Genomic DNA, 15,521 nt, shown 5'->3' with positions numbered 1-15,521 from the left:
GAGGACGGGTCATGCCTGAGCGACGGGTCACCGTGGCGAGCAAGGTCGGACTGCACGCGCGCCCTGCCGCGCTGCTGGCGAAGGCCGCGGCCGGGCAGCCGGTGAAGGTCACCATCCGCAAGGACGACGGCCAACCGGTCGAGGCGGCGAGCGTGCTGAATCTGATGACGCTCGGCGCGATGCACGGTGACGAGGTCGTCCTGGCCGCGGACGGCGACGGTGCGGACGCCGCGCTGGAGGCGATCGCGGAGATCATCGCCACCGACCTCGACGAGGGCTGATCCCCTCAGCACGACGTCCGGGCCCTGCTCGCACCCTCGCGCGAGCAGGGCCCGGACGCGTTCCGAGCGTTGAATTCAGGGGTCCTGAACGTAGGACACACGCGTTCTCAACGTAGGACACGCGCGGGGTTAGATCGGTAGCGGCAGGAGGTTGTCGGTGGCGGTGCGGAGGGCGGCGCGCATCGCCTCGCGAGGGGCCGGGTGGCCGGTGAACTGCTCCGCCTGGCCGAACGCCTGGTGCAGCAGCATGTCCAGGCCGGTGGCCAGGGTGCGGCCCCGCTTCTCCACGGCGTGGGCCAGCGGGGTCGGCCACGGGTGGTAGATGACGTCCAGCACGCACGGCGCCTCGGCCAACGCGCCGGCGATCGGCTCGGTCGCGTCCGGCGGCACGGTGCTGACCAGGACGTCCGCCGACGACGCCAGACCGGCGAAGTCCGCGGTGTCCCAGGTGACGACGTCCAACGCCAGGCCGAGGCGGGACGCGCACGACTCCGCCTCCGCCGCACGGCTCACCGACCGCACCACCAACGACACCGCGCGCACACCGACGGAAGCCAACGCCACCAGCGCCGCCGTGGCCGTGCCACCCGCACCCAGCAGCACCGCGCGCGAACCGGACGTGAAGCCGCACGAAGCCCGCAGCGCACCCAGCACGCCGTCCACGTCGGTGTTGTCCGCACGCCACCCGCCGTCGACCGGCACGAGCGTGTTCGCGGCACCCACCTGCACGGCCCGGGACGTCGCGGAGGTGGCCACCGCCAGCGCCGCGCGCTTGTTCGGCATCGTCACCGACAAGCCCGCCCACGACGGGTCCAGCCCTGCCACCAGGGACGGCACCCCGTCGGCCACGCACTCGACCCGCGTGTACTCCCAGTCCGACAACCCCAGTGCCGCGAACGCGGCGTTGTGCAGCACCGGTGACAACGAGTGGGCCACCGGCGAGCCGATGACCGCCGCACGGCGGGCCACGGTCAGAAGACGCCTTCCCGCTGCGCCTGCTTCGACACCGCGTCGTGCTCGTCATAGGTGTTCGTGAAGCACGACGTGCCGTCCTTCTGGCACTTCACGAAGTACAGCCAGGGCCCTTCCTCGGGCGTGATCGCGGCCAGGATCGCCTCCCGGCCGGGCGAGCCGATCGGCGTCGGCGGCAACCCCTGCACCTTGTAGGTGTTGTACGGCCCGGACCTGTCGCGGTCCTCGTCGCTGGTGGTGATGTGCGGCCGGTCCAGCTTGTAGTTGACCGTGGAGTCCAGCTCCAGCTTCTGCGGCAGCGCGAGGCGGCTGTAGATGACCCGCGAGATCTTGCCGAAGTCCTTGGTCACGCCTTCCTTCTCGATCAGGGAAGCGATGACCAGCACCTCGTACGGGCGGAAACCCGTCTTGCCCGCGCCGTTGGGGATGCCGTAGCCCTGCAGCCTCGTCAGGGACGTGGCGATCACGCCCTTGAGCAGCTCGGTGGCGTTCGCGCCCGGCTTGACGTGGTACAGGCCCGGGGCGATCAGCCCTTCGAGCCGGTTCTCCTTCGGCGCGGCGACGACGTCGGGCAGCGCCCACTCGGGGACGCCGAGCGCGGCCGGGTCGGCGTTGTCCGCCGCGTCGCGCAACTCTTGGGGCGTGACGCACTGCTTGACGCCGTCGAGTTCCACGCACGAGGCCTCGGACAGCCGGGAGAGGATGCCCTTGGTGATGCTGCCGTCCAGCGCGGTGAGGTCGTGCAGCACGTTGCCGCCCTTGACCTCCAGCGGCACGATCTTGGCCGCCTCGTCCACCATCCGCGCCACCGCGGCCTCACCGGACATCTTGGTCTTCATCAGGTAGAACCCGGGCTGGATCGCGGTCACCCGCGAGTCGCCCGCGCCCGCCTCGGTGAACGCGCGGGCGCTGGCCACGACGCCCTGCTCCTTGAGCGTGGTCGCGATGGTGGTGACCAGGTCGCCGTCCTTGACCTCGACCACCACGTCGGCCTCGCCCGCACCGGTGAAGTCGTCGTACGAACCGATGCCGCTCAACGTGCGGTACCCGTAGTACGCGCCGACGCCGCCGCCGGTCAGCACCAGCGCCACGACGACCCACAGGATCGTCCGCTTGCGCCTGCGCTTGGCACGCCGGGCCGCGGCGTCGCTCTTGCCACGCGCCACCCGCTCGTCGTGGCGCGTGTCGGGATCGGTGAACAACCCGAGGTCGTCGTTCACGAGCCGTCCTTAGCTCCGGGGGCCCGCTCCGCGGCGGAGCGAGCCACTTGTCGCGCCCGTGCGTCCAGCCAGGACTGCAGGATCTCGACCGCGGCAGCCTGGTCGACCACGGCGCGCTGCTTCTTGCCGCGCACCCCGCGCTCGGCGAGCACCCGGCTCGCCGTGACGGTGGTCAGCCGCTCGTCGGTGAGCCGCACCGGAACCGGTGCGACGCGCTCGGCCAGTGCCGCAGCGTACGCCGTGGCGGTCTCCGCCGCCGGCCCGTGCTTGCCGGCCAGCGTGCGGGGCAGGCCGACCACGACTTCCACCACGTCGTGCTCGGTGACCAGGCCGGCCAGGTCGCGCAGGTCCCGACCGGTCTTCACGTCACGCGCCAGGGTAACCAGTGGCGTCGCCAGGAACGCACCGGGATCGCTCAACGCCACCCCGACGCGCACCGCGCCGACGTCGACGCCGAGCCTCCGGCCGAGGCCCGGGTCGTCGACGCCGGGGCGGTCAGCGCTGCTCAAGAGCCCGGTCCACCTCGGTGCGCAGGGCGGTGATGGCGTCACCGATACCGGCCGGGTTCGTGCCGCCACCCTGGGCGAGGTCGGGCTTGCCGCCGCCGCGACCACCCACGGCCGGGGCGAAGGCCGGCACCAGCTTGCCGGCGGCCAGGCCCAGGTCACGGGCGGCGGACGTGGTGGCGACCACGAAGCTGACCTTGTCGCCGTCCGGGGCGAACAGGCCGACCACGCCGGGCTTGTCGCCCAGCCGGTTGCGCACCTCGCCGGCGATGGTCCGCACGTCGCCGCCCGACGTGCCCTCGGGCAGCTGGAGGGCCACCAGGGACACCCCGCGCACGTCCAAGGCCTGCTCGGCCAGGGCACCGGCGTTGGCCACGAGCTGGGCGGCCTTGACCTTCTCCAGCTCCTTCTCGGCCACCCGCAGCCGCTCCACCAGGGCCTCGACCCGGGCGGGCACCTCGGCGTCGGGCACCTTCAGCAGGGCGGCGACGTTCTGCACCAGGGCCCGCTCCTGGGCCAGGTACTTGAAGGCCTCGATGCCGACGTAGGCCTCCAGGCGGCGCACGCCGGAGCCGACGGACGACTCGCCGATCACCGTGATCGGGCCGATCTGGGACGAGTGCTCGACGTGCGTGCCACCGCACAGCTCGCGCGACCACGGCCCGCCGATCTCGACCACGCGCACGGTCTCGTCGTAGGTCTCGCCGAACAGGGCCACGGCACCCATCTCCTGGGCGCCACCCATGTCGGTGTAGACGACCTTCACCGGTAGGTCCTTGCGGACGGCCAGGTTGGAGACCTCTTCGATCTCGCTGCGGGCCTCCTCGGAAAGACCACCCGTCCAGGCGAAGTCCAGCCGCAGGTAGCCCGGCTTGTTGTAGGAGCCGCTCTGCAGGGCCGACGGGCCGAGCACCTGGCGCAGGGCGGCGTGCACGACGTGCGTGCCCGAGTGGCCCTGACGGGCGCCGACGCGCCACTCCGGGTCGACGCGGGCCTCGACGTGCTCGCCCTCGGCGACCTCGCCGCTGACCACGCGCACCTGGTGCACCCACAGCTTGCGGGCCACCTTCTGCACGTCCACGACTTCCAGCTCGGCGTTGGCCGTGACGATGGTGCCGGCGTCGCTCTCCTGGCCACCGGACTCGGCGTACAGCGGGGTGCGGTCGAGCACGACCTCGACGATGTCGCCCTCGCGAGCCGACTTCACCCGCTTGCCGCCGCTGACGATGCCGCGCAGGGTGGCTTCGCTGGCCAGCTCGGTGTAGCCGGTGAACTCGGTGGCGCCCAGCTCCAGCAGCTCCCGGTACACGGTCTGGTCGCCGTGGCCGGTCTTCTTGCCGGCGGCGTCGGCCTTGGCGCGGGCCCGCTGCTCGGCCATCAGCTTGCGGAAGCCGTCCTCGTCCACGGTGAGACCGGCCTCGGCGGCCATCTCCAGGGTGAGGTCCAGCGGGAAGCCGTAGGTGTCGTGCAGCTGGAAGGCCTTGTCACCGGGCAGCGTGGCGCGGCCGTCGGACTTGACCTCGGCGGCGGCGTTCTCGAAGATCCGCGAACCGGCGTCCAGGGTGCGCAGGAACGTGTCCTCCTCGGCCTTGAGCACCTGCTCGATCCGGGCGAAGCCGGACACCAGCTCCGGGTAGGACGGGCCCATGGCGTCGCGCACGACCTCGGCGAACTGGGTCAGCACCGGCTCGGTCACGCCCAGCAGGCGGGCCGAGCGGACGATGCGGCGCAGCAGGCGGCGCAGCACGTAGCCGCGGGCCTCGTTGCCGGGCGTGACGCCGTCACCGACCAGCAGCACGCCGGAACGGGCGTGGTCGGCGATGACGCGGAACCGCACGTCGTCGGTCTCGTTGGCGCCGTACTTGCGGCCGGAGAGCTGCTCGGCCTTGGTGATGACGGTGCGGACGAGGTCGGTCTCGTAGACGTTGTCGACGTCCTGCAGCAGCATGGCGACGCGCTCGACGCCCATGCCGGTGTCGATGTTCTTGTCCGGCAGCTCGCCCAGGATCGGGTAGTCCTTCTTGGCACCGCCCTCGCCGCGGACGTTCTGCATGAAGACCAGGTTCCAGATCTCCAGGTACCGGTCCTCGTCCACGACCGGGCCGCCCTCCTCGCCGAAGGCGGGGCCGCGGTCGTAGTAGATCTCCGAGCAGGGCCCGCACGGGCCGGGCACGCCCATCGACCAGTAGTTGTCCTCGATGTCGCGGCGCTGGATGCGCTCCGGCGGCAGCCCGGCGACCTTCTGCCACAGGTCGGCGGCCTCGTCGTCGTCCAGGTAGACGGTCACCCAGATCCGCTCGGGGTCCAGGCCGTAGCCGCCGTCGGACTGCGGCTTGGTGACCAGGTCCCAGGCCAGCCGGATGGCGTCTTCCTTGAAGTAGTCGCCGAACGAGAAGTTGCCGGCCATCTGGAAGAACGTGTTGTGCCGAGTGGTCTTGCCGACCTCGTCGATGTCCGGCGTGCGCACGCACTTCTGGATGCTGGTCATCCGCGGGGCGGGCGGCGGGGCCTCGCCGAGGAAGTACGGCTTGAACGGCACCATGCCGGCGTTGACGAACAGCAGGTTCGGGTCGTCCAGCAGGAGCGAGGCGCTGGGCACGTACTTGTGGCCGGCGTTCTCGAAGTGCTCGCGGAAGCGCTTGATGATCTCGTGGGTCTGCACGGTCTTCAGTCCTTCGGGAGTGTGGAAATCAGGGCGCGGCTAGGCGAACGAACGACCTACCTGGCGTCGTTCGCCCTGCGCGCTCGCCGACCCGGCGTGAAGCCCGTCTGACGTTCCACGGTGTCCTGCAACTCCTGTTCGCGCTCCGACATCCCGGCGCGCACCTCGGCACCGAACGAGCCGATGGCGCCCGCCAGTTCGCGCAGGCCCTGGCCGACGTTCTCGCCGATGCCCGCGGGCGTGGCGGCGTGCGCGGCCTGGCCCGCCTTGCGGGTGGCGAACACGCCCGCGGCGATGCCGAGCCCGAACCAGAACAGCCGCCTCATCGCCTGCCCCTGCGTCGAGTGTGCTTGCTGGGAAGCTCTTTCGCCGTGCGCCGGGCGCGGATGGCCTTGCTCACGCCGTAGGACAGCGCGGCGGCCTTGACCAGCGGCCCGCCCAGGGTGGCGGTGAACAGCGAGGCGAGCGCGGAGACGTTGCCGGTGACCGCGCGGGCGTTGGCGGTGATCCCGTCCACCCGCTCCAGCTGCGTGTTCACGTGCGTGATCGTCGTGTTCGCGCCGGTGAAGATCGGGTCGCTGTTCTGGTGCGCCTTGCGGATGGCGATCGTGGCCTCGTCCAGCGTCCGGCCCAGCTTGATCAACGGGATCGCCAGCAGGAGCACAAGCAGCACGAACGCGCCGGCGGCGACCAGCGCGGCGATCTGCCCTGGCGACACGGATCCTCCTGGTGGATTGCCTGGCTCACGGTGGTGGCCAAGGTTACCGCGACCGCGTTCGGCCCTCCGAACGAGATCGGGGCTGGGCTGTGCCACGTGGTGGGACGGCGGCCCAAGACCCCCCATTTGGCGTCGATTGGATCGTCGTCGCGGCGGCTAGCGTTGGGCACGCGAGTGATCGTCACACCACGGATGGTCACGGAGGGCTTGACACACACCACACCGAGTAGATGAGGTAAGCCTAACCTTAGTCGATCGTCGGAGGTGCCGTGTTCGCCGTCAGTCCCTCCGGCCGACCGATCCCGCCGGGCAGGCCGGCCGACGTGCTGGCCCGGGCCCGTCGGGCGCTCGGCGACGTGCCCGAGCACGGCCTCGGCGCGGACGCCGCGCTGGCCCTCGTCACGACCGTGCTCACCGACGCCGGAGTGGACCTGACCAGCCCGTTCGCCGCCGCCCACCTGCAACCGCCGCCGCTGGCCGTGGCCGTCACGGCGGATTCGCTGGCCAGTGCGGGCAACGCCTCCCTGGACACCTACGACTCCGGGCCGGCGGCGCTGGCCGTGGAGCGGTGGGTGGTGGCGGCGCTCGCCCGGCTGGCCGGGTTCGGCGCCGACGCCGACGGCGTGTTCACCCCCGGCGGCACGCTGTCGAACCTGACCGCGCTGCTGCTGGCCCGGGACGCGGCGGCGGCGCGGATCGGCCTGGACGTGCGGTCCGACGGGGTGGCGGCGCTGCCCGACCCGGTGGTGTTCTGCTCCGAACTGGCGCACTTCTCGGTGGCGCGGGCGTGCGCGGCGCTGGGCATCGGCGAGCACGCCGTGCGCACGGTGCCGGTGGACTCCCGCCGGCGGATGCGGCCGGACGCGCTGGCGGCGATGCTGCGCGCGGGCGGTACGCCGGTGGCCGTCGTGGCGACCGCCGGCACCACGGACTTCGGCTCGGTGGACCCGTTGCCGCAGTTGGCGCGGATCGCCCGCGAGCACCGCGTGTGGCTGCACGTGGACGCCGCCTACGGCTTCGGCGCGGTGTTCTCGGCGAAGCTGGCCGGTCTGGTGGACGGGCTGGCGCTGGCCGACTCGGTGACCGCGGACCTGCACAAGATCGGCTGGCAGCCGGCCGCGGCGAGCGTGCTGCTGGTGCGCTCGGCGTCGTCGTTCGAGCCACTGGAGCGGTCCGTGGCGTACCTGAACCCGGAGGACGACCGGGCCGAGGGCTACGACGGCACGCTGGGCCGGTCGTTGCAGACCACCCGCCGGCCGGACGCGGTGAAGGTGGCCGCGACGCTGCTCGCGCTGGGCCGGGCCGGGCTGGGCGCGCTGGTGGACCGGTGCCACGAGCTGGCCGGGCACGCCGCCGCGCTGATCGCCGCCGACCCGTCGTTCGAGCTGGTGGGCGGCGCGACGCTGACCACGGTGGTGTTCCGCTACCGGCCCGCCGACGAGTCCCTGGCCGACGAGGTGAACGCCCGCCTGCGCCGGGCGTTGCTGCGCGCGGGCACGGCGCTGGTCGGCCGCACCGAGGTGGACAAGGTGACGTGCCTGAAGCTGACCCTGCTCAACCCGAACGCCCGGGAGGCGGACCTGGCCGCCCTGCTGGCACTGGTCCGCGAAGCCGGATCCGCCGCCGAAAGACTCTTGGAGGGAGCGGCATGACACCCGATCCGCTGGAGGGCGACCCCCGGTCGGCCGCGGAGCACGCGCATTTAGAGGCGTTGCTGCGCTGTTGGGTGCGGGAGCGGAACGTGGCGGCGACGGACCGGGTGCGGATCGACGTGCTCGGGCTGCCGTTGGAGGCGGAGGTGCGGTACTGGTCGCCCACCGGGCGGCACCGGTTCGGGCCGGTGACGTTGGCGGGCAGACCGGCGGATCCGGTGGTGGCGGTGGCGTTGGTCGGCGCCGAGTTGGGTGGTGACACCGCCGATCTCGTGGAGCGCACGGCCGAGTCGGTGCGCCGGGTGGCGGAGTTCGTGGCCTACCGGCGGCGTGCACCGGTAGGGCCGGCGGACCGGTTCCTGGACAGCGAGCAGCGGCTGATGCTCGGGCACCTGCACCACCCCGCGCCCAAGAGCCGGGACGGCCTGTCCGACGCCGACAACGCCCGGTACGCGCCCGAGCTGCGCGGTTCGTTCCCGCTGTTCTGGTTCTCGGCGGCCGAGGAGGTCGTGTCGCACGGGTCGGTGGCCGGGCCGGACGCGGTGACGTTGATGTCGACGTTGGCCGGGCGCAGCCCCGAACCGGGCCGGGTGCTGGTGCCCGCGCACCCGTGGCAGGCTCACGACCTGCTGAGCAGGCCGCGGATCGCGTCGCTGGTCTCGCGCGGGCTGCTGGAGCCGCTGGGCGAGTTCGGCCCGGCGTGGTCGCCGACCTCCAGCCTGCGCACGGTGTACCGGACCGGTGCGCCGGTGATGCTGAAGCTGTCGCTGGGCCTGCGGATCACGAACTCGCGGCGCGAGTCGACGTCGACCGAGCTGCGCCGCGGCTCGGAGGTCCACCTGCTGCTGGAGTCCGGCTACGCGGTCGGCACGGAGAAGGCGCACCCCGAGTTCAGCGTCGTGCGCGACCCCTCGTGGATCGCGGTGGACGAGGGCGGTGAGGTCACCGGGCTGGACGTGGCCGTGCGCGAGGTGCCGGAGGACATCGGCGACTCGCGGTGCCTGGCGGGCATGGTCGCGCCGCGGCCGGGCATCGGGCGTTCCCTGCTGGGCGAGTTGGTGCTGCGGCTGAACGCGGCCGAGTGGGTCGCCGACTACACCGACCGGGTGCTGGTGCCGATGCTGCGGCTGTACGCGGAGACCGGCATCGGGCTGGAGGCGCACCAGCAGAACACGCTGGTGCGGCTGGACCCGGCGGGCCGGGTGGTCGGCGGGCGGTATCGGGACAACCAGGGCTACTACCTGGCCGCCTCGCACCTGCCGCGGGTGCTGGAGCAGTTGGGTGTCGGGAAGTCGACGTTGGCCGTGGTGGACGACGCGGTCGTGGACGACCGGCTCACCTACTACCTGCTGCGCAACCAGGCGCTGGCCGTGATCGGCTGCATCGGGGTGGAAGGGCTGGCCGACGAACGCGACCTGCTGGGCGTGCTGGCGGCCCGGCTGGAAGCGGCGCTGCCGGCGTTGGCCGAAGCGGGCCCGGACGGCGACCGGCTGGCCCGGAGGTGGTTGGAGGCGGACGTGCTGCCGTGCAAGGCGAACCTGCTGACCAGGCTGGAGGGCATCGACGAGGTGCTCGCCCCGCTGGACGCGCAGTCGGTGTACTTCGACGCGCCGAACCCGTTGCGGGAGGGCAGGTGCGCCCGGTGACCCACCTCGACGCCTACCGGCCGACCGACGACCTGTCCGGTGTGCCCGGTCCACCGCTGCCGGTGCTCACCGACGGCTGGCACGCCCGCGTGGTCGACCCGGACACCCGTGACCTGGACCTGGTGCACCGCTGGATGCAGGCGCCGCACGTGGTCGCGTTCTGGCACCAGGCGTGGCCGCGCGAGCAGTGGGAGGAGGAGCTGCGGCGGCAGCTGTCCGGGCGGCACTCGTTGCCGGTGCTGGTGAGCCGCGGCGAGGACCCGGTGATCTACCTGGAGGTGTACCGGGCGGCACGGGACGTGGTCGCGCAGGTCTACCCGGCCCGGCCGCACGACCTCGGGCTGCACGTGGCCGTCGGCGACCTGTCGATGACCGACCAGGGGCTGGTGCGCGGGCTGCTGCCGGTGCTGACGGCGGCGTTGTTCGACGCCGACCCGCGGTGCACGCGGGTGCTGCTGGAGCCGGACGTGCGCAACCGGCGGGCGATCGCGTCGTTCACCGCGGGCGGGTTCGCGCCGGTCGGCGAGGTGCTGCTGCCGGACAAGGTGGCGCTGCTGATGGTGCGCACGCGATGAGGGCCGATGTCGTGGCGATCGGGTGCGGACCGTTCAACCTGGGCCTTGCGGCTTTGGCGTCCACTGTGGACGACCTGGACGTGGTGGTGCTGGAGGCGCGGCCGGAGCTGCGGTGGCACAGCGGGATGATGTTCGGCGACGCGGTGCTGCAGGTCAGCTTCCTGGCCGACCTGGTGACGTTGGTGGACCCGACGCACCCGCTGTCGTTCCTGGCCTACCTGCGTGACGCGGACCGGCTGTACCCGTTCTACGTGCGGGAGAGGTTCCACCCGACCCGGCGCGAGTACGAGGACTACCTGCGGTGGGCGGCGTCCCGGCTGCCGGTGCGGTTCTCGCACGACGTGACGTCGGTGCGGTGGGAGGGCGACCGGTTCGCCGTGTCGGGGCCGGGGTTCTCGGTGGACGCGCGGCACCTGGTGCTCGGGGTGGGCACCACGCCGTCCGTGCCGCCCGCGCTGGCCGGTCTCGGCGACCGGCTGGTGCACAGCTCGGACTACCTGCACCGGTCGACGTCCGCCGACCGGGTGACCGTGGTGGGGTCGGGGCAGTCGGGTGCGGAGATCGTGCTCGACCTGCTGCGGCGCAACCTGGACGGCGGCCCCGCGGTCACGTGGCTGACCCGCACGCCGGTGTTCGCGCCGCTGGACTACACCAAGCTGGTGCTGGAGATGACCACGCCGTCGTACGTGCGGCACTTCCACTCGTTGCCGCAGGACCGGCGGGACGCGTTGCGCGCCGAGCACTGGCGGCACTACCGGGCGATCTCGTCGGAGACGCTGGAGGAGCTGCACGACCTGCTGTACCGGCGGGAGTGGGAGCACGGGTTGGCGCCGGTCGAGCTGCGACCGGGCGTGACGGTGGTGTCGTCGTCGGTCTCCGGGTCCGAGGTGGTGCTGGAGTGCGCGCACCGGGACACCGGGCGGACGTTCCGGCACCGCACCGACCTCGTCGTGGCGGCCACCGGGTACGCGCAGGCGCCGACGCCGTTCCTGGAGCCGCTGGAGCCGTTCATCCACCGGGACGCGCGGGGCCGGTACGTCGTCGCGCTGGACCACTCGATCTCGTTGGACCCGTCGATCGCCGGGCGGGTGTTCGTGGCGAACGCCGACCTGCACAGCCACGGCGTGGCCGCGCCCGACCTGGGCATCGGGGCCGTGCGCAACGCGACCATCGTCAACGCGGTGACCGGGCGCGAGGTCTACCCGCTGCCCAAGCACACCGCCTACACCAGCTTCGGCGCTCCTGGGGACGAGGGGCGACCGAGGGACGCCGGCCATCCGGGAGACGACGTTGACTGACCTGTGGCGCGAGTGCTCGGCGGTGTTGCTGGCCAAGGCGATCGGCGAGCTGTGCTTCGAAGGGCTGCTCACGCCGACCGAGGGGTACGAGCTGCGGTTCGACGACGCGGTGTACACGTTCTCGGCGACGCGGACGGCGTTCGGCGGGTGGGCGGTGGAGCCGGGGTCGGTGCGCCGGGCGGCGTCCGGGATCCTCGGCGACGACGTGGTGGAGCCGTGCGACGACGTGCGGCTGTTCGTGGTGGACGCGTTCCGGTTCCTGCGGGTCGACCCGGCCACGACCGCCGGTTTCCTGGCCGAGGTGACCGCGACCGTGGCCGCCGACGTGGCGCTGGCGTCGACCGCGTGGCCGGTGGCGGAACTGGTGTCGTTGCCGCGGGCCGAGCTGGACGGTCACCTGGCCGGGCACCCGTGGCTGATCGCGAACAAGGGGCGGGTCGGGTTCTCCGCGGAGGACCTGGCGCGGCACAGCCCCGAGGCGCGCACGCCCGTGCGGCTGCCGTGGCTGGCCGTGCACCGGGGGCTGGCGGAGTTCCGCGGCACGTCGTCGCTGTCGGAGTCGTCGGTGCGGGAGCACGAGCTGGACCCGATGACGGTCGAGCGGTTCACCGAGGCGTTGCAGGAGGCGGGTGCCGACCCGGAAGCGTACGTGTGGCTGCCCGTGCACCCGTGGCAGCTCGACCACGTCGTGCGGACGCTGTGGGCGGCGGAGCTGGCCACCGGTCGGATCGTGGAGCTGGGCGAGGCGCCGGACTGGTACCTGCCGACCCAGGCGATCCGCACCATGTCCAATGTGGACTCGCCGAACCGGTACCAGGTCAAGCTGCCGTTGAAGGTGCTGAACACGTCGGTCTACCGGGGCATCCCGCCGCACTGCACGCTCGCCGCGCCGGTCGTCACGCAGTGGCTCGCCGGGCTGTGGCAGGCGGACAAGCTCGTCGGCGAGTGGGGCACGCAACTGCTGGGCGAGGTGGCTTCGGTGACCGTCCGGCACCCGCACCTGTCGCGGGCGGGTGACGTGCCGTACCAGTGGCTGGAGACCCTCGGGTGCATCTGGCGCGCGCCGGTGGCGTTGCGACCCGGTGAGCGCTCGTGGTCGTTGGCGGCCCTGCTGCACGTGGACCGCGCGGGACGGCCGTTGTTGCTGGAGTACCTCGGCGGAACCGACCCGGCGGTGTGGTTCGCCGCCCTGCTCCGCGCCCTGCTCCGGCCGCTGCTGCACGTGCTCTACACGTACGGGATCACGTTCAACCCGCACGGCGAGAACGTCGTCGTGATCACGGACTCCGACCACGTGCCGGTCCGCGTGGCCCTGTTGGACCTGGTGGACGACGTGAACGTCTCCGTGGACCGCGTACCCGCCCGCGGCCTGGAACCGGACGCCCACGACCCCGTGCTGCCGCGCAAGCCGTGGCCGATCCTGCGCCAGTACATCGTGGACGCCCTGCTGGTCGGCGTCTTCCGCCCCCTGTCCACCCTGATGCCGCTACCGGAGGACCACTTCTGGGGCATGGTCCGCGGCGAGATCGACGCCTACCGCGCCCGCTTCCCCACCCTGGCGGACCGGATGGACGAAGGCTCCCTGACCACCCCGGAATTCCTCCGCTACCCGCTCAACAGCTACCGCATCACCTCGGGCTACCAAGACCTGACCGCTCGCCCCCCGGTCCCTAAAACCGGCACCCTGCCCAACCCACTGCACGACGTCGTCCCGGTGCCACCGGCGGACGGTTGGTAAGGGCTCTGGCCGCCTCGTCCGGTATCCCCGGCCGGACGAGGCGGCCGGAGGGTCAGAGGCGGGCCAGGGTGAGGTAGGCGAGGCCGAAGTGGCCCCGGTAGCCCTTGAGCCAGCCGTCGCGGTGGTCGTCGACGATCGCGCGGACCTCGGTGGCCTTCGGGTGGTCCGGGTTCTCCAGCAGCCAGTGTTCGCGGGCGGCGCACCAGCGGGATTCGAAGCTGTCCCACTCGTCCAGGGAGGCGGTGGTGAGGTTGAGCAGGCGGTAGCCGCAGGTCAGAGCCAGGTCGACCAGGTCGGGCAGGGTGCCGAAGTCATCACCGAAGATCTCGGCGGACTTCGCGTTGGGTGGCTGTTCCCAGAAGCCGTCGCCGAGCAGCAGCGTGCCGCCGGGGCGGGTGCGGGCGTGCATGGCGTCCAAGGTGGCCTTCGTGCCGCCCCACGCGTGGGACGCGCCGATGGAGATCGTCACGTCGGCGGGGTCCGCCTGCCACGTGGTGACGTCGGCCAGCTCCAGCGTGACGCGGGAGGTCAAGCCCCTGGCCTCGACGTTCGCCCGGCCGCGGGTGATGGCGTAGTCGTCGCTGTCCACCCCGAGGCCGCGCGCGTCCGGCAGGTGCTCCACCGCCCTGAGCAGCAACTCCGCCCAACCGCACCCGTAGTCGACAACCCGCTGCCCCGGCGCCGTCCGCAGGCTGTTGATCAGGTCGTACGCCTTCGCGTCCGACAGCGGGGAGTTGAAGTCGAGCAGGGCGTGGCCGTTCAGCGGTACGTCTGTCACGCGCACACCGTGTCAGAACGCGGTCGGATCGGAAATGGATTTACTCCTCGCCGCGGACGACCTTGCGCAGCTTCGGCAAACGTTCGGCGATCACGCGTTCGACGCCCCGCCCGGTCGGCTGGTAGTAGTCGCGGCCGACCAGGTCGTCCGGCGGGTACTGCTGGGTCAGCACGCCCTCCGACACGTCGTGCGGGTAGCGGTAGCCCTGGGCGTTGCCCAGCTTCGCCGCGCCCGCGTAGTGGCCGTCGCGCAGGTGCGCGGGCACCGAGCCGATCGCGCCCTTGCGCACGTCCGACATGGCCTCGTTGATCGCGGTCGTGACGGCGTTCGACTTGGGCGCGGTGGCCAGGTGGATGGTGGCCTGGGCGAGGTTCAGCGCACATTCCGGCAGCCCGATGAGCTGCACGGCCTGCGCGGCGGCCACGCACGTCTGCAACGCGGTCGGGTCGGCCATGCCGACGTCCTCACTGGCGTGGATCACCAGCCGCCGGGCGATGAACCTCGGGTCCTCCCCCGCCTCGATCATCCGGGCCAGGTAGTGCAGCGCCGCGTCCACGTCCGAACCGCGGATCGACTTGATGAACGCGCTGGTCACGTCGTAGTGCTGGTCACCCTGCCGGTCGTAGCGCACGGCCGCCTTGTCGACCGTCGCCTCCAGCGTGGCCAGGTCGAGCACACCACCTTCGCCGACGGAGTCCGCGGCGGCTTCGAGCGCCGTCAACGCGCGCCGGGCGTCACCGCCGGCCAGTCGGACCAGGTGGTCCTCGGCGTCCCGCTCGACGGTGACCGTGCCGCCGAGACCGCGTTCGTCCTCGACCGCGCGCCTGACCAGCGCGCGCACCGCGTCGTCGGTCAACGGGCGCAGTTGCAGCACCAGCGACCGCGACAGCAACGGCGAGACGACCGAGAAGAACGGGTTCTCCGTGGTCGCCGCCACCAGCAGCACGATCCGGTCCTCGACCGCGCCGAGCAGCGCGTCCTGCTGGGTCTTGGAGAACCGGTGCACCTCGTCGATGAACAGCACGGTCGACTCGCCGGAGCGGACCAGGCGGCGGCGGGCCTCCTCGATGACCGCACGCACCTCCTTCACGCCCGCCGACAGCGCCGACAGCGCGGCGAACCGCCGTCCGGTGGCCTGGGAGACGAGCGTGGCCAGCGTCGTCTTGCCCGTCCCCGGCGGGCCGTAGAGCATGATCGAGGCGGGCGACGAGCCCTCCACCAGCCTGCGCAGCGGCGCGCCCGGCCCGAGCAGGTGGTCCTGCCCGACCACCTCGTCCAGGGTGCGCGGGCGCATCCGCACGGCCAGCGGCGCGTTGGCGGCGATGCGCGCCGCCTTCTCCTCCGGGTCGATGCCGAACAAGCCGTCGTCGAACAGGCCATCGTTCACGTGTTCGACTGTAGCTTCCCCGTGCACAGCCGCTGTCCGAGCGTGCAACGGCGGTTCCGTCGCAGGTCACCGCCGGTGCAGGGTATCG

The 15,521-nt window shown here is 72.2% G+C and carries 14 protein-coding genes; 6 read left to right on the top strand and 8 right to left on the bottom strand.

From position 1 onward, the window contains the following. The first annotated feature begins 11 nt into the window (after positions 1-11). Positions 12-281 (top strand): HPr family phosphocarrier protein, encoded by a 270-nt coding sequence (locus tag A6A25_RS23950; protein WP_073893437.1) that lies wholly within the window; start codon positions 12-14, stop codon positions 279-281. A gap of 129 nt (positions 282-410) precedes the next feature. On the opposite strand, the gene A6A25_RS23945 is transcribed toward A6A25_RS23950, so the two are convergent. Genes A6A25_RS23945 through A6A25_RS23920 form a run of 6 tightly spaced genes read right to left on the bottom strand, consistent with a single transcriptional unit; the run spans position 411 to position 6,359 of the window. After that, on the bottom strand, positions 411-1,250 hold the full coding sequence (locus tag A6A25_RS23945; RefSeq protein WP_380733656.1) for a shikimate dehydrogenase: 840 nt from the start codon (positions 1,248-1,250) through the stop codon (positions 411-413). A gap of 2 nt (positions 1,251-1,252) precedes the next feature. Next, entirely contained in the window at positions 1,253-2,473 is a 1,221-nt protein-coding gene (mltG, locus tag A6A25_RS23940) for an endolytic transglycosylase MltG (RefSeq protein WP_073893434.1), read from the bottom strand. Next, positions 2,470-2,982 (bottom strand): Holliday junction resolvase RuvX, encoded by a 513-nt coding sequence (gene ruvX / locus A6A25_RS23935; protein WP_073893433.1) that lies wholly within the window; start codon positions 2,980-2,982, stop codon positions 2,470-2,472. The genes mltG and ruvX overlap by 4 nt, the downstream gene beginning before the upstream one ends. Continuing rightward, the gene (alaS, locus tag A6A25_RS23930; protein WP_073893431.1) at positions 2,969-5,641 is read right to left on the bottom strand and encodes an alanine--tRNA ligase; all 2,673 of its coding nucleotides are present in this window, start codon (positions 5,639-5,641) and stop codon (positions 2,969-2,971) included. The genes ruvX and alaS overlap by 14 nt, the downstream gene beginning before the upstream one ends. A 56-nt stretch (positions 5,642-5,697) precedes the next feature. Beyond that, positions 5,698-5,967: a hypothetical protein gene (locus tag A6A25_RS23925; protein WP_073893430.1), complete on the bottom strand. Its 270-nt coding sequence runs from the start codon at positions 5,965-5,967 to the stop codon at positions 5,698-5,700. Next, the gene (locus tag A6A25_RS23920; RefSeq protein WP_073893428.1) at positions 5,964-6,359 is read right to left on the bottom strand and encodes a DUF948 domain-containing protein; all 396 of its coding nucleotides are present in this window, start codon (positions 6,357-6,359) and stop codon (positions 5,964-5,966) included. Before A6A25_RS23920 ends, A6A25_RS23925 begins: the two co-directional genes overlap by 4 nt. A 269-nt stretch (positions 6,360-6,628) precedes the next feature. Here A6A25_RS23920 and A6A25_RS23915 point away from each other — a divergent pair, with 269 nt between their 5' ends. The 5 genes from A6A25_RS23915 to A6A25_RS23895 are packed head-to-tail and all read left to right on the top strand — an operon-like array spanning position 6,629 to position 13,268. Beyond that, positions 6,629-8,011 carry a pyridoxal phosphate-dependent decarboxylase family protein gene (locus tag A6A25_RS23915; protein WP_073893426.1) on the top strand — a complete coding sequence of 461 codons (1,383 nt, stop codon included), beginning with the start codon at positions 6,629-6,631 and terminating at the stop codon, positions 8,009-8,011. Further along, entirely contained in the window at positions 8,008-9,657 is a 1,650-nt protein-coding gene (locus tag A6A25_RS23910) for an IucA/IucC family protein (protein WP_073893425.1), read from the top strand. The genes A6A25_RS23915 and A6A25_RS23910 overlap by 4 nt, the downstream gene beginning before the upstream one ends. Then, positions 9,654-10,232, top strand: coding sequence for a GNAT family N-acetyltransferase (locus A6A25_RS23905; protein ID WP_083668623.1), 579 nt, complete (start codon positions 9,654-9,656; stop codon positions 10,230-10,232). The genes A6A25_RS23910 and A6A25_RS23905 overlap by 4 nt, the downstream gene beginning before the upstream one ends. Continuing rightward, positions 10,229-11,530: a lysine N(6)-hydroxylase/L-ornithine N(5)-oxygenase family protein gene (locus tag A6A25_RS23900; RefSeq protein WP_073893423.1), complete on the top strand. Its 1,302-nt coding sequence runs from the start codon at positions 10,229-10,231 to the stop codon at positions 11,528-11,530. The genes A6A25_RS23905 and A6A25_RS23900 overlap by 4 nt, the downstream gene beginning before the upstream one ends. After that, a complete protein-coding gene (locus A6A25_RS23895; protein ID WP_241828881.1) occupies positions 11,523-13,268 on the top strand; it encodes an IucA/IucC family protein in 1,746 nt (581 codons plus the stop codon). Before A6A25_RS23900 ends, A6A25_RS23895 begins: the two co-directional genes overlap by 8 nt. A 52-nt stretch (positions 13,269-13,320) precedes the next feature. On the opposite strand, the gene A6A25_RS23890 is transcribed toward A6A25_RS23895, so the two are convergent. Together A6A25_RS23890 and A6A25_RS23885 are read right to left on the bottom strand one after the other, a co-directional pair. Continuing rightward, complete coding sequence (locus A6A25_RS23890; protein WP_073893420.1) at positions 13,321-14,046, bottom strand: SAM-dependent methyltransferase; 726 nt, start codon at positions 14,044-14,046, stop codon at positions 13,321-13,323. Between the two features lie 40 nt (positions 14,047-14,086). Then, positions 14,087-15,433, bottom strand: coding sequence for a replication-associated recombination protein A (locus A6A25_RS23885; protein ID WP_073893419.1), 1,347 nt, complete (start codon positions 15,431-15,433; stop codon positions 14,087-14,089). Positions 15,434-15,521: the final 88 nt, after the last annotated feature.

This window comes from Saccharothrix sp. CB00851 (assembly GCF_001905065.1).
GTDB lineage: Bacteria > Actinomycetota > Actinomycetes > Mycobacteriales > Pseudonocardiaceae > Actinosynnema.
This window is presented reverse-complemented; position numbering and strand designations above follow the sequence as displayed.